Genomic DNA, 14411 nt, shown 5'->3' with positions numbered 1-14411 from the left:
TTACATTCCAAAAAACTGCAGTGAATTTACGTTTCCGAACCCTGATATGGCGTCGTCAAATTCAAACAAAGGCCAACTTACTGAAGGCAACAAATGACGTTTACTTACATACAACGCGTATAAAGACTCAATTTCATCCACAGAAAAATCAATATTATTGGATCTATAATGTTTGATTGCGTCCAATACACCCTGAAAAACTAAATTTAACTTATCGAAATGATGCTGTGTGTAGTTTCTCTTACCATAACAAGGAATGTAGCTACCATCATGGCTTACCAGCAAATCCAAGAATTGGCCATCTGGGGAAGTGAAAAGCGATTCAAGAAACATAGAACGGTCTAACAATGTATATCCGTTCCCCATTTTCACTTTATCTTTAAAAACGTAGTTTAATCTGGCTGTATAATTACCTGCTTTGCTATTGTCTGAATCCGTGGTTATAAAATACATGCCATGACTATGACTACTTAACAAGATAGATAATAGCTTTTGAATAGTTCCGGAATAGCCTACATCAAGTAAAAGCGCGTTATTCAGTGTTTGTGAAGTTAAGCCAATATCAGACAAATACGATAGGTATAGGCTTCGCGAGTCCTTGATAATACTTTCAATCGCAGAAGATTCTCTTCTAAAGATATCTTCAATCTTTGACGCATCTTCAGGTAACGAAACCGTCTGTTTTATTTCATTATCTTTTAGAAACGATACAGCTTGCTCGTGCGTGAAGCCAAATCGTGATACGAAGAACTTTAGTAACTCGCCTTCAAACGCATGACCTAAACTATAAGGCCACGATTGTTCGTCACTAAGTAGGATTCGAAACAAAAAGGTACGGGAAACCAATAAATAGTGACATTGCAAATCAGGCAGATAGGCTTGGAGTGCTGCCTTTAAAAGATAACCTTCTCTTGCTAAACAGTAGACTTGCTTAGGATTTTCATCCAGATATTCAGATACTTTCTTTATATAACTGTAAACAATTGGCCCACAAAAATTGAAACCAAAATGCTTTAGGGATGTTGATTCAACCATGAATAATAAACTTACCTAAGAAAAGACATACTCTATCAATACAGCTCGATAGCAATTGGAAATACTATCATTTTATTTTTTGAAAGTCTCAAATTGACATAATCAACTACCCCATATTTTGTCAGTTAATCACATCTAACAATGCTCAAAATGAAATCTATATTTAAAACAAAAAACCCGCCAATAGGCGGGTTTTTCAAATTAAATCGGCGTATGCGATTCGAGTAATTACTTACTCTTCAGTTGCCTCTACTGCTTCTTCAGCAGCTTCAGTAACTGGACGGTCTACTAGCTCTACGAAAGCCATAGGCGCGTTGTCGCCAGCGCGGAAACCGCATTTAAGAATGCGAGTGTATCCACCTGGGCGAGCTTCATAACGCGGGCCAAGCTCGTTGAACAGTTTACCAACAACCTCTTTATCACCAGTGCGGGCCATTGCCAGACGACGGTTTGCAACGCTGTCTTGCTTAGCCAGTGTGATTAGAGGCTCGATTACGCGACGTAATTCTTTCGCTTTAGGTAACGTCGTTTTGATCACTTCGTGTTTAACCAAAGAACCGGCCATGTTTTTGAACATAGCTTGACGATGGCTGCTGTTGCGATTCAACTGACGACCACTCTTACGATGGCGCATAGTTTTATCCTTCTACAAATCAGTTTGCGATAAACCTGATTAATCTTTTTCAGCGATGCTCTCAGGTGGCCAGTTTTCCAGGCGCATGCCCAGAGAAAGTCCACGAGATGCTAGAACATCTTTGATCTCAGTTAGCGATTTCTTACCTAAGTTAGGAGTCTTAAGCAACTCAACTTCGGTACGCTGAACCAGGTCACCAATATACTGGATAGCTTCTGCTTTTAAGCAGTTCGCAGAACGTACTGTCAGCTCCAGATCATCAACAGGGCGAAGTAGAATCGGATCGAATTCCGGCTTCTCTTCTTTCTGTACTGGCTCAGAGATATCACGCAGTTCAACAAACGCATCCAATTGCTCAGCAAGGATGGTTGCACTACGACGAATGGCTTCTTCAGGATCCAAAGTACCATTCGTTTCCATATCAATGATCAGCTTGTCCAGGTCTGTACGCTGCTCAACACGCGCAGATTCTACGGTGTAAGCAATACGCTCAACAGGGCTATAGGAAGCATCCACTAACAAACGACCAATTGGACGATCATCTTCTTCAGAGGAACGACGAGTAGACGCTGGAACATAACCGCGACCCATTTCTACTTTAATGCGCATACTGATTTCAGTTTCGCCGGTTAAAGTACAAATCAGGTGGTCAGGGTTAACGATTTCTACGTCACCATCATGCTGGATATCACCAGCTACAACAGGGCCAGCGCCAGATTTCACCAGAGTTAGCGTCGCTTCGTTTTTGCCTTCTAAGCGAACAGCTAAACCTTTCAGGTTCAACAAGATTTCAATTACGTCTTCCTGAACACCTTCTTTGGTGCTGTACTCGTGAAGTACGCCATCAATTTCCACTTCTGTTACTGCGCATCCAGGCATAGACGACAGCAAGATGCGACGTAAGGCGTTACCTAAAGTGTGGCCAAAACCACGCTCCAGGGGTTCCAAAGTTACTTTGGCACGAGTAGGAGAAACGTTTTCGATCTCTACTAATCTCGGTTTAAGGAATTCAGTCACAGAACCCACAATGCTTCCTCTTTAGTTAGCTTTACTTAGAGTAAAGTTCGACGATCAACTGTTCGTTAATTTCGGCAGACAAGTCTGTTCTTTCAGGAACACGCTTGAACGTACCTTCCATTTTGTTGCTGTCTACTTCAATCCAGGTTGGCTTCTCACGTTGATCAGCCAGTTCCAAAGCAGCCGCGATACGCGCTTGCTTTTTAGCCTTTTCACGAACAGAAACCACGTCTTCGGCAGTAACGTTAAATGATGGAATGTTTACCACTTTGCCATTAATCATAATAGCCTTGTGGCTAACCAGCTGACGCGCTTCCGCACGAGTGCTGGCAAATCCCATCCGGTATACTACGTTGTCCAGACGCTGCTCAAGAAGTTGCAACAGGTTTTCACCAGTGTTGCCTTTCAGACGCGCAGCTTCTTTGTAGTAGTTACGGAATTGCTTTTCTAAAATGCCGTACATACGACGGACTTTTTGCTTTTCACGCAGCTGAACACCGTAGTCAGACAAACGGCCACGACGGGCACCATGCTGACCAGGAGCTGTATCGATTTTACACTTAGAATCGATTGCGCGAACGCCGCTTTTCAGGAACAAATCTGTACCTTCGCGACGGCTAAGCTTGAGTTTTGGACCCAAATATCTTGCCATGTTCTTTCTCCAACTGTCCGTCGATTAAACGCGACGTTTTTTCGGTGGACGACAACCGTTGTGAGGAATAGGGGTCACATCGGTAATGTTTGTGATCTTGTAGCCAGTAGCATTCAGAGCACGGATCGCAGACTCACGGCCTGGACCTGGACCTTTAACGAATACTTCAAGGTTCTTCAGACCATATTCTTGTGCAGCAACACCTGCACGCTCAGCAGCTACCTGTGCAGCAAATGGGGTAGATTTACGTGAACCACGGAAACCTGAACCACCAGAAGTTGCCCATGACAGTGCATTGCCTTGACGGTCTGTGATAGTCACAATTGTGTTGTTGAAAGACGCATGGATATGAGCCATACCGTCTGCAACCTGACGTTTAGCGCGTTTGCGCGTATTACGAGCTGGTGCTTTTGCCATAACTTATCCCTCGCTTACTTCTTGATTGGCTTACGAGGACCTTTACGGGTACGCGCGTTAGTTTTAGTGCGCTGACCACGTAGAGGCAAGCTACGACGGTGGCGAATACCACGGAAGCAACCCAGGTCCATCAAACGTTTAATGCTCATAGAAACTTCACGACGTAAGTCACCTTCTACAAGGAACTTAGCCACTTGTTCACGAAGCTTCTCGATAGTTGCTTCGTCAAGCTCTTTGATTTTTGTATCTTCTGCAACACCAGCACCTGCACAAATGCTTTTCGCACGTGTAGGACCAACGCCATAGATAGCCTGGAGGGCGATCACAGCGTGCTTGTGCTCAGGAATGTTAATGCCAGCGATACGGGCCATTAACAGCACTCCTCTTAATAATATGTCGACGACCTAAAAAGCCCGTTAGGATACTTATCCGTCGAACAAATTGCAAATGATAGATGATTAATTTAGTTACACCGAAAGCAGAACCTGGTGTCAGGTTCTGCTTACAGTAGTAACAAATTATTCACCGCTTTCGATTAGCCCTGACGCTGCTTGTGCTTAGGGTCAGAACTGCAGATCACGCGCACAACGCCGTTGCGCTTGATGATTTTACAGTTACGGCAAATCGCTTTTACTGATGCACGAACTTTCATTACATCACTCCGTAGTAGGCTAATCTTAACGGCCGTAGCCTTTAAGATTCGCTTTCTTCAGAACAGACTCATACTGACTTGACATCAAATGGGTCTGCACCTGTGCCATAAAGTCCATGATTACAACTACGATAATCAACAGTGACGTTCCACCGAAGTAGAAAGGCACGTTCCACGCAATCAACATGAACTCGGGCACTAAACAAATAAAGGTTATGTATAGAGCGCCAGCAAGTGTCAGACGAGTCATTACCTTATCGATGTAACGCGATGTTTGCTCACCCGGGCGGATGCCTGGAATGAATGCACCGGACTTCTTCAGGTTGTCTGCTGTATCACGCGGGTTAAATACCAGCGCAGTATAGAAGAAACAGAAGAAAATGATAGCCACTGCATACAACATCACATACAAAGGCTGGCCAGGAGACAGTAACAATGCTACGTCTTGCAGCCACGCCATTGATTCATTCTGTCCAAACCAGCCCGCAATGGTGCCAGGGAACAGAATAATACTGGACGCAAAAATTGGTGGGATAACCCCTGCCATGTTCACTTTGAGTGGCAAATGTGTACTTTGCGCTGCAAACACCTTACGGCCTTGCTGACGTTTAGCGTAGTTTACCACGATTCGACGCTGAGCGCGTTCTACGAACACAACCAGGTATGTCAAACCAATAACAATGGCACCAATTAACAACAGCAGTAACATATTGATGTCACCCTGTCTTGCCTGTTCCGCAGTCTGACCTATCGCTGTTGGCAGACCGGCAACAATACCAGCAAAAATCAAGATAGAGATACCGTTGCCGATACCTCGTTCGGTAATTTGCTCACCTAACCACATCAGGAACATGGTTCCAGTGACTAAGCTCACTACCGCTGTAAAGTAAAATCCAAAGCCAGGATTAATCACCAAACCGGAAATCAGGTTAGGCAGACCAGTTGCAATACCAATTGACTGGAAAGTCGCGAGTACCAGCGTTAAGTAACGCGTGTACTGGCTGATCTTGCGTTTGCCTGCTTCACCTTCTTTCTTCAACTCAACCATTGGCGGATGCACAACAGAGAGCAGCTGCATAATAATTGATGCAGTAATGTAAGGCATAATCCCCAAAGCCAGAACAGATGCACGCTCAAGCGCGCCACCAGAGAACATGTTAAACATTTCTACGATGGTGCCTTTTTGTTGCTCGAACAACTGTGCCAGTACTGCAGCGTCGATACCAGGAATAGGCACATAAGAGCCTAACCGGAATACTACAATTGCTCCCAGTACGAACAACAATCTCGCTTTAAGCTCACTCAAGCCGCTTTTTGCGCCCGAATCCAATCCTGGTTTCGCCATTTAGCTTATTCCTCTACTTTACCGCCAGCAGCTTCAATTGCCTCTTTGGCACCTTTAGTAACCTTCAACCCGCTTACAGTTACAGCGCGCGATACTTCACCGCTCTTCATAACTTTAACGAACAGTACGTCTTTCTTGATAAGACCCGCTGCTTTCAAAGTGTCCAAAGAAACTGTATCACCTTCAACCTTAGCGATTTCAGTCAGTGTTACTTCATCAGTAACAAAGCTCTTACGAGACGTGAAACCGAACTTAGGCAGACGGCGCTGAATAGGCATCTGACCACCTTCAAAGCCTGGTCTGATAGTACCGCCTGAACGGCTGGTTTGGCCTTTATGACCACGGCCACCGGTTTTACCCAGGCCTGAACCAATACCACGACCTACACGCTTACCAGTTGGTTTTGAACCTTCTGCTGGAGAAATTGTATTTAAACGCATGTCTTACTCCTCCACAATCTCAACCATGTAATTTACACGGTTGATCATGCCACGTACTGCTGGTGTATCTTCCAGCTCACGGACATGGTTGATTTTACGCAGACCCAAGCCTTTCAGCGTTGCTTTGTGCTTTGGCAGACGGCCAATCGCACTTTTAGTTTGCTTAATTTTAATCGTTGCCATGTCGAATTACCCCAAAATTGCTTCTACAGATAATCCACGTTTCGCTGCAACGCCAGCCGGAGAGTTCATCTCTGTCAGAGCGTTGATAGTTGCGCGAACAACGTTGATTGGGTTAGTAGAACCGTAACATTTTGAAAGTACGTTCTGCACACCGGCTACTTCTAGTACTGCACGCATCGCACCACCGGCAATAATACCGGTACCTTCAGATGCTGGCTGCATGTAAACTTTAGAACCAGAGTGGCGACCCTTGATTGGGTGCTGCAACGTGTGACCGTTCAGATCAACACTAACCATGTTGCGACGGGCTTTTTCCATCGCTTTTTGGATAGCGGCTGGCACTTCACGTGCTTTACCGTAACCAAAACCAACACGGCCATTACCGTCACCCACTACAGTCAATGCAGTGAAGCTGAAAATACGACCACCTTTAACCACTTTAGAAACGCGGTTAACGGCGATCAATTTTTCAAGCATATCACCTGTTTGAACTTCTTGTTTAGCCATTATTAACTCCTAGAACTGAAGGCCAGCTTCGCGAGCTGCATCAGCTAATGCTTTAACGCGACCGTGGTATTTAAAACCGCTGCGATCGAAAGCAACTTGTTTGATGCCTTTTTCGATTGCGCGTTCTGCGATTACTTTACCTACTAAAGCCGCTGCTTCAGCGTTGCCAGTTGATTTCAGATCTTTAGCCAGATCTTTTTCAACCGTAGAAGCCGCCGCCAGTACTTCAGCACCGCTAGGAGCGATTAACTGAGCATAGATGTGGCGAGGTGTACGGTTAATCACCAGGCGATGCGCGGCCAGTTCACGAATTTTAGCGCGTGCGCGAGTTGCGCGACGCAAGCGTGCTGCTTTCTTATCCATCGTATCACCCACCTACTTTTTCTTAGCTTCTTTACGACGTACGTTTTCGTCAGCGTAACGAACACCTTTACCTTTGTAAGGCTCTGGTGGACGGTAACCGCGAATGTTCGCCGCAACCTGACCTACTACCTGCTTATCCGCGCCTTTCACGAGGATTTCAGTTTGTGTAGGAGTTTCAACTGTAATGCCAGCTGGCATTTCATATGCTACAGGGTGAGAGAAACCCAGAGTCAGGTTCAGTTTGTTACCTTGTGCTTGTGCACGGTAACCAACACCTAACAACTGCAGTTTTTTCTCAAAACCTTTAGACACACCGATTACCATTGCGTTAAGCAATGCGCGTGCAGTACCGGCTTGCGCCCAACCATCCAGGAAACCTTCACGTGGAAGTGCTTTAACCTGGTTGTTTTCCTGTACTACTTCAACGGCGTCATTAAATACGCGAGTCAGTGTACCTTTACTACCTTTAATAGTGACTTGTTGACCTGAAATAGATACTTCTACGCCAGATACAACGTCAACTGGGGCTTTTGCTACTCGTGACATTTCAACTCCTCCGATTACGCTACATAACCGATGATCTCACCGCCCATGCCTGCTTTACGCGCAGCACGGTCAGTCATCACACCTTTAGAAGTTGACACGATAGCGACACCCAGTCCGCCCATTACTTTTGGCAGCTCATCTTTTTTCTTATAGATGCGCAGGCCAGGACGGCTAACACGTTCGATAGTGTCGATTACTTGCTTACCTTGGAAGTACTTAAGAGTCACTTCTAAAGTAGGCTTAACGTCTCCAGAAACAGCGTAGTCAGTTACGTAACCTTCTGCTTTCAGTACTTCAGCGATTGCAACGCGAAGTTTTGAAGAAGGCATAGTTACAGCAACTTTCTGTGCCATTTGGCCGTTACGGATGCGGGTAAACATATCCGCGATAGGATCTTGCATGCTCATATCAGCTACTCCTTACCAGCTGGCTTTTTTCAGGCCAGGGACTTCACCGCGCATCGCTGCTTCACGCAACTTGATACGGCTAAGACCGAACTTACGTAGGAAACCATGTGGACGACCAGTTATACGGCAGCGGTTTTGCTGACGCGTTTTGGCGCTGTCACGTGGCAGTTGTTGCAGCTTCAATACAGCATCCCAACGCTCTTCTTCAGAAGCGTTAACATCGCCGATAATCGCTTTAAGCGCAGCACGTTTTTCAGCATACTTAGCAACAAGCTTCGCACGCTTTACTTCACGGGCCTTCATTGATTCTTTTGCCATAACCCTACACCTTATTTTCTGAATGGGAAGTTGAACGCGGTTAATAACGCGCGCGCTTCTTCGTCAGTGCCAGCACTGGTGGTGATAGTAATATCCATACCACGAACTTTATCTACCTTATCGAAATCGATTTCAGGGAAGATAATTTGTTCGCGCACACCCATGCTGTAATTACCACGACCGTCGAACGACTTAGCGTTCAGACCACGGAAGTCACGGATACGTGGAATTGCAATCGAAATTAAGCGCTCTAAGAACTCCCACATACGCTCGCCGCGCAGGGTTACTTTACAGCCAATCGGATAACCTTCACGGATTTTAAAGCCCGCTACTGATTTACGTGCAACTGTAACAATTGGCTTTTGACCAGCGATAGCAGCCATATCGGCTGTCGCGTGCTCAAGAACTTTCTTGTCAGCAACTGCTTCACCTAAACCCATGTTTAGAGTGATTTTTTCAATCCGAGGGACTTGCATGACGCTTTTGTATCCGAACTGCTTCGCAAGTTCAGCTACTACTGTTTCTTTATAGAAATCATGCAGTTTCGCCATCGTACTCTCCAATTAATTAAACAAGTTCGCCGTTAGATTTGAAGACACGTACTTTTTTGCCTTCTTCTAAACGGAAACCAACGCGATCAGCTTTACCCGTAGCCGGGTTAACTACCGCAACATTAGAAACGTGAATTGATGCTTCTTTCTCAACAATACCGCCAGCTACACCCAGTTGTGGGTTAGGCTTTTGGTGCTTCTTGACCAGGTTAACACCTTCTACGACTACACGGTTTTCAGACGTAATAACACGCACGACTTTGCCTTGCTTGCCTTTGTCTTTACCCGCTAATACGACTACTTCATCATCACGACGAATTTTATTAGCCATTATCGTGACTCCTTATAGTACCTCTGGGGCCAGTGAGATGATCTTCATGAAGTTGTCACTTCTCAGCTCACGTGTAACCGGTCCAAAGATACGCGTACCAATTGGTTGCTTGTTGTTGTTCAACAACACAGCTGCATTGCTATCGAAACGGATGGTAGAACCATCAGCGCGACGAATGCCTTTTCTAGTACGCACCACCACTGCGTTCAGTACATCACCTTTTTTTACTTTACCGCGAGGAATTGCTTCCTTAACAGTAACTTTGATGATGTCACCGATGCCTGCATAACGGCGATGCGAGCCACCAAGAACCTTAATACACTGAACCCTGCGAGCGCCGCTGTTGTCGGCAACATCCAGGTTAGTTTGCATTTGGATCATGTTAGTGCTCCGCTATTTAATATGACTCTCTCGAGTCGCCTACTGTGCTAAAAACAACCATTTCGGGCTATTTTTAAACCATACCCCGCTAAAAAGGGCGCGAAATAATAACAGAAAAGATTCACAGAAGGTAGTTGGAATTTGAATTATTTTTGACTAATTCGAGAAAAACTCAGTGCACACAGCCATTGCGCTGTGTTTGAATGTTTACACTACTTGCTAAGCCTTTGTCTGGCCAGAATTTCACTGTTGTAAGCAATGTTGGGGTTGGGTTGCAATATCTCAACAACGGGGCGTATTTTATCCCGTTTATTTTTTAATTAACAGTAAATTTTAATTAGCAATAAAAATCGCCGGTTTTACCCGGCGATGTTTGATGCTTGGTACTTATCGTAGTTCAGATTAGTCTACTACCACTCGTAGTTCAGATTAGTCTACTACCACGATTTCATAACCTGATGCATTGTCTGACGGCTCTACCGTAATGATGTAGTTAGTGTCCTCATCAAACGCATGCAGTGGCAAGCGGTACAACAAATACTGCTCTTCGTTGCTGTCTTCGTGTACGGCAATGATTTCATAGTAATCAGCAGGCACAACATCACTGTCGGTTTCAGTAAACTCTACGTTTTGCACGCTGTACTCGGCCGTATCGATGGTTTCATCGTGACGAACCAGATAAAAATCCACATCGTCGTAATCTTCTACCAGGTTCACGAAATTAATGGTTTTGTCGTATGCCTGTGATAGCGAGCTCTCAACAAAGCTTAGCGAAGCCAATGCCCCAGACTTTTCGTAGATAACAATGGCTTTACTCTCACTTTGGTTAAGTGTGATCAGCTTGTTGTTAAACGCTGTCAGACTCGTATCGCCAATTGAAGCTGAAATGCGGTAATCGCCATAGTTAATTTCAGTAAAGTCACTCACTTCACCCGCGGCCAGCGTTAACGTAATGGCTTCCCCTTCGTCGTCACCGGTAAAGGTAACGGTAATGGGTGAGTCGCTGTTTAAGCTATTGTAAATCCGATACTGCGACAGGGCGTCAACGTCGGTCACTTCAGATACCGTTGAAGAGTTCAACAACACATCCATAGCCATACCGTTTTGAATAGCACCCGAAATATCGCGCATAACCAATACATATTCAGTGTTGTAGGCAAAGTTGATTGTTGGGGTTTCAAACACAACGTCAGTTTCACCCGCATTAGTCAGATAAATAGTGTATTCGTCTTCGTTGAAATCATCGCTGTCAGAATCACCGTCCCAATAGGTGTATTCGGTTAATTCACCCGCAGTAATAGTTCCCAGGTAATTTGACGCTTCAAACGGGTCGCCAGCATCACTCATGTATAAGTCGAACGTTTGGGTGTCGTCCAGTAATACTGACGTGGCCATTAAACGAAAGTGCTCGTCCAGCGATTCACGCTTGAACTGGTAAGATTCAAACGTGGGTGCATCAAAGTCTCCGCGCATGATCACAACCGTTTTGTACGATTTCTTCATTTGCACGGTGAGTTCGTCAATTACCACTTCCTGATCATCAGAATCAAGGCGATAAAATTCCAGCTCCAGTTCACCTGAATCCAGCGCAATCAGCGAGCTGCTGTCACCAAACTGGGCCGCGCCCAGGTCGTCGCCATCCAGTTCGCGAACGTACACGGTTGCGCCATTTGGAGAGCCATTGTAAAAATGTAAATAAGCATAGGTGTAGTCGCTGTTGCTGTCGCTACCTGAGCCACCACAGGCGGTGAGAACACTCACCAGAAATAGCGCACTGGCAGCGCGAAACAGGGTCTTGACTAACGGGATGTGCATAAATGTAAATGTCCTTGCAAAAAACGGAATTAACGCATAGGCGCGTATGGTACACGTGTAAAGACGTTACCGGAGCCGGGTGGTTCGACTCTTTACACAACCTTTGCAATCGCTGACATTTACTGACCGTTACTTCACATTTCCTGCTGTGAAATACATAAAAATAGACAAAAAAGGCGGCACTGAGGCCGCCAACTATTGGGAAACGTTGCGTTGTTAGTTAATGTAATGGCTACATTAAAACACCAGGCGCGTACCTACTGTGAAGTTTCTGCCCGGCAATGGAGCCATGTCTTTAATAAATGACGTGTGTACCCGAGCTTCTTCATCAAGCAAGTTGTTTGCTCGTGCATACACAGACCACTCAAGATCCCCGGGCATCGTGTATTCAACAGACGCATCTACTAGAGTGTAGCTATCGGTTGTTGTTTCATAAGAAGCAACCTTGTCCTGTTCGTTATACCAGGTAACCGACACATCGGCATTCACGCTATCATCCTGATAACTCAGCGTTGAGCCCAGTCTTAGTGGCGGAATACGAGGTAAGTCCTCACTGTCTATTTTAGCCCTTATATAATCACCGAACAGACTCACACGAAGGGTATTGGATAAGTCAATAAAGCCTTCGGCTTCCAGGCCATACAACCTGGCATCGGCCTGACGGAAGTAGTACACAGGTAAACCTTCTTCTTCATGTCCGGCCTCTTCTTCCACACCTTCTTCTTCGTGCTCACTCAATGCGATCAATCCGGTTGCACTTTGATAGATATAGTCGCTTGCGTCGTTGTAGAAGAACGATAGCGAGTAACCGCCGATACCAGAGAATTTGCGGAAAGTAACATCTAAATTAGTACTCACTTCCTCTTTAACTGGCTTTAACGTATCGCTGACTTCACCGTCCTCGTCCATGTCGTATACCAGACCCACTTCAAAGGTTTGCGTAGCTAAATGCTGTCCGGCTGAGAATAATTCCTGCTGACTGGGCGCGCGCTCGTTGCGCGATAATGTTACGGCCACAGAATAACCCGGCGTATATTCCCAGTTAACGCCTGCAGACAATGAACTGCTTACAAATCGGTAGTCATCGAATGAAAACGTATGGGCGTGTTCTTCATCATGTGCGTCTTCATGTTCCTCATCGTGATCAAGTGCTACAGCTTCTAGTTCAAAATCCATATCCTGAGCACTGTACTCTGTTGTTTCTAAACGCCCGCCAAATTCAAACAGGGCAGAACCGACTTTCTTTTGCTCAATGAGGAAAATCGCCGCAGTTTGGGTTTCGGTTGGCGGCGTGAATGCTTCATCGCCATCTGCGATATAGTCGCTGTTGTGATACTGAACTCCAACAACGCCATGCCAGTCAGCTATGTCCTTATGGTGTGCGGTTAAACGCATATCGCTGCCTTTATTGCTGAAACGGGTACCAATGTCGTCGCCTTCCAGCTCAACGTGTTCATAATCAGTATAGGCTGCAGCAAACTTGATTGTGCTTAGTCCGGCAATCGGTGAATACCATTCTCCGGCAGCCTGATAGCGTGTCATATCGACATCCAGACGAGTGCCTTCTTCTTCATGTTCTTCTTCGAGGCCTTCCTCTTTGCCGTCTTCATGGTGACCATGATGGCCGGGCACGCCATACAGGTTATCGAGTTTTTCTACCGCAAAACCAAAATACCCTTCTTCGTCTACCAGTGATAAGCCAGCGGTAATACTGGTTGTGTCCATTTGGCTATTTTCAAGCACCCCAGCCTCTTCGTCACCGTCAGGCTCAGCAGAAGCAAATCCCGGAATATCAGCATTACCGGTTTTACGGCTGAAGCCATCTACGTGAAAGGCAAAATTATTCTGACCACCATTAAGGTTAAAACGCCCATATTTACCGTTATTTACGGTAGCGTAGTTTGCTTCTACCTCACCGGATAATTCTGCTGGTACTTCGTTTGGAATACGCTGATCTACCACGTTAACTACACCACCAATAGCCCCACTGCCATATTGTAGCGTTGCCGGTCCGCGCAGAATCTCAACCTGGGTAGCACTACTACTGTTGGCTGCCACATTGTGGTCGGGTCCGATACGGGACACATCTGATACATCCAGACTGTTTTGTACAATCTTAACCCGTGGGCCGTCATTCCCCCTGATCACCGGGCTGCTGGAGACCGGGCCAAAATAGGTACTGTGAACACCCGGGGTTTTCTTTAATGTTTCACCCAATGTTTCGGCCTGGAGCCTGCGAAGTTCATCCTGACCAATAACAGACACCGGTGTAACCGATTCCAGTACTGATGAACCCAACACACTGGCGGTTACCACAATATTTTCAACCGAGACGGGAACCAACGTGAAATCCACTGTCTGATCGCTGCTCACATTGCCAAGGTCGTTGTCGCCGTGTACATAGTCAGAGGAATACACATGCAAATGAATATGCTCAATTTTAACGTTATCGAACAGGTAGTGGCCAAGTTCGTTGGTATACGTTACCCGCTTTGAGCCTTCAATTCGCACTTCTGCGCCTTGCACGGGTTCTCCCTGTGCGTTGTTTACCGTGCCTTTAACCACCTTGGCCATAGCAGGCGACGATCCAAGTGCTGCCAATACGGCTAAACCGATAAGTGTTTTATTCTTCATTGACTGCTCTTTTACTGAATAATGTGAAAACCGCGCTTCACCACGAAACGTTATAATATAACATTACCCAATTTATCGGGGAGTCGTCAACTGTCATTCAACGGTATTTTTTTACTGATTGTCGTTAGTAAATGAATTTAACCTACCCAGGAATACTGACCTGCGCAGGCAACTGCTGTTTGA

The 14411-nt window shown here is 45.7% G+C and carries 20 protein-coding genes; all 20 read right to left on the bottom strand.

Annotated elements, in window-relative coordinates; genetic code table 11:
- Positions 1-1035, bottom strand: coding sequence for an HAD family hydrolase (locus FJ444_RS17830; protein ID WP_140960602.1), 1035 nt, complete (start codon positions 1033-1035; stop codon positions 1-3).
- Positions 1036-1267: 232 nt separating this feature from the next.
- On the bottom strand, positions 1268-1669 hold the full coding sequence (gene rplQ, locus FJ444_RS17825) for a 50S ribosomal protein L17 (protein ID WP_140960600.1): 402 nt from the start codon (positions 1667-1669) through the stop codon (positions 1268-1270).
- Between the two features lie 39 nt (positions 1670-1708).
- Positions 1709-2698, bottom strand: coding sequence for a DNA-directed RNA polymerase subunit alpha (gene rpoA / locus FJ444_RS17820; RefSeq protein ID WP_140960598.1), 990 nt, complete (start codon positions 2696-2698; stop codon positions 1709-1711).
- A gap of 19 nt (positions 2699-2717) precedes the next feature.
- Positions 2718-3338, bottom strand: coding sequence for a 30S ribosomal protein S4 (rpsD, locus tag FJ444_RS17815; RefSeq protein ID WP_140960596.1), 621 nt, complete (start codon positions 3336-3338; stop codon positions 2718-2720).
- Positions 3339-3362: 24 nt separating this feature from the next.
- Positions 3363-3755, bottom strand: a complete 393-nt coding sequence (gene rpsK / locus FJ444_RS17810; protein WP_140960595.1) for a 30S ribosomal protein S11 — start codon at positions 3753-3755, stop codon at positions 3363-3365.
- A 14-nt stretch (positions 3756-3769) separates the two neighbouring features.
- On the bottom strand, positions 3770-4126 hold the full coding sequence (gene rpsM, locus FJ444_RS17805) for a 30S ribosomal protein S13 (RefSeq protein WP_140960593.1): 357 nt from the start codon (positions 4124-4126) through the stop codon (positions 3770-3772).
- Between the two features lie 164 nt (positions 4127-4290).
- Positions 4291-4407, bottom strand: a complete 117-nt coding sequence (rpmJ, locus tag FJ444_RS17800) for a 50S ribosomal protein L36 (RefSeq protein ID WP_102798681.1) — start codon at positions 4405-4407, stop codon at positions 4291-4293.
- Between the two features lie 25 nt (positions 4408-4432).
- Positions 4433-5752, bottom strand: a complete 1320-nt coding sequence (gene secY, locus FJ444_RS17795) for a preprotein translocase subunit SecY (RefSeq protein ID WP_140960591.1) — start codon at positions 5750-5752, stop codon at positions 4433-4435.
- A 5-nt stretch (positions 5753-5757) separates the two neighbouring features.
- Positions 5758-6192 carry a 50S ribosomal protein L15 gene (gene rplO / locus FJ444_RS17790; RefSeq protein WP_140960590.1) on the bottom strand — a complete coding sequence of 145 codons (435 nt, stop codon included), beginning with the start codon at positions 6190-6192 and terminating at the stop codon, positions 5758-5760.
- A gap of 3 nt (positions 6193-6195) precedes the next feature.
- Positions 6196-6375, bottom strand: coding sequence for a 50S ribosomal protein L30 (gene rpmD / locus FJ444_RS17785; protein ID WP_140960588.1), 180 nt, complete (start codon positions 6373-6375; stop codon positions 6196-6198).
- 6 nt (positions 6376-6381) lie between these two features.
- Positions 6382-6882 (bottom strand): 30S ribosomal protein S5, encoded by a 501-nt coding sequence (gene rpsE, locus FJ444_RS17780; RefSeq protein WP_140960586.1) that lies wholly within the window; start codon positions 6880-6882, stop codon positions 6382-6384.
- 9 nt (positions 6883-6891) lie between these two features.
- A complete protein-coding gene (gene rplR, locus FJ444_RS17775; protein ID WP_140960584.1) occupies positions 6892-7245 on the bottom strand; it encodes a 50S ribosomal protein L18 in 354 nt (117 codons plus the stop codon).
- 12 nt (positions 7246-7257) lie between these two features.
- The gene (gene rplF / locus FJ444_RS17770; RefSeq protein WP_140960582.1) at positions 7258-7791 is read right to left on the bottom strand and encodes a 50S ribosomal protein L6; all 534 of its coding nucleotides are present in this window, start codon (positions 7789-7791) and stop codon (positions 7258-7260) included.
- Positions 7792-7805: 14 nt separating this feature from the next.
- Entirely contained in the window at positions 7806-8198 is a 393-nt protein-coding gene (rpsH, locus tag FJ444_RS17765; protein WP_140960580.1) for a 30S ribosomal protein S8, read from the bottom strand.
- 12 nt (positions 8199-8210) lie between these two features.
- Entirely contained in the window at positions 8211-8516 is a 306-nt protein-coding gene (gene rpsN / locus FJ444_RS17760) for a 30S ribosomal protein S14 (RefSeq protein WP_140960578.1), read from the bottom strand.
- An 11-nt stretch (positions 8517-8527) separates the two neighbouring features.
- Positions 8528-9067 carry a 50S ribosomal protein L5 gene (rplE, locus tag FJ444_RS17755; protein ID WP_140960577.1) on the bottom strand — a complete coding sequence of 180 codons (540 nt, stop codon included), beginning with the start codon at positions 9065-9067 and terminating at the stop codon, positions 8528-8530.
- 16 nt (positions 9068-9083) lie between these two features.
- Positions 9084-9398, bottom strand: coding sequence for a 50S ribosomal protein L24 (gene rplX, locus FJ444_RS17750; protein ID WP_140960575.1), 315 nt, complete (start codon positions 9396-9398; stop codon positions 9084-9086).
- A 12-nt stretch (positions 9399-9410) separates the two neighbouring features.
- A complete protein-coding gene (rplN, locus tag FJ444_RS17745) occupies positions 9411-9779 on the bottom strand; it encodes a 50S ribosomal protein L14 (RefSeq protein WP_073325319.1) in 369 nt (122 codons plus the stop codon).
- 429 nt (positions 9780-10208) lie between these two features.
- Positions 10209-11594, bottom strand: coding sequence for a DUF4397 domain-containing protein (locus tag FJ444_RS17740; RefSeq protein ID WP_140960573.1), 1386 nt, complete (start codon positions 11592-11594; stop codon positions 10209-10211).
- A gap of 237 nt (positions 11595-11831) precedes the next feature.
- Positions 11832-14228 carry a TonB-dependent receptor gene (locus FJ444_RS17735; protein ID WP_140960571.1) on the bottom strand — a complete coding sequence of 799 codons (2397 nt, stop codon included), beginning with the start codon at positions 14226-14228 and terminating at the stop codon, positions 11832-11834.
- Between the last annotated feature and the right edge of the window lie 183 nt (positions 14229-14411).

Source organism: Aestuariibacter sp. GS-14, assembly GCF_006494365.1.
Taxonomy (GTDB): domain Bacteria; phylum Pseudomonadota; class Gammaproteobacteria; order Enterobacterales; family Alteromonadaceae; genus Alteromonas; species Alteromonas mangrovi.
This window is presented reverse-complemented; position numbering and strand designations above follow the sequence as displayed.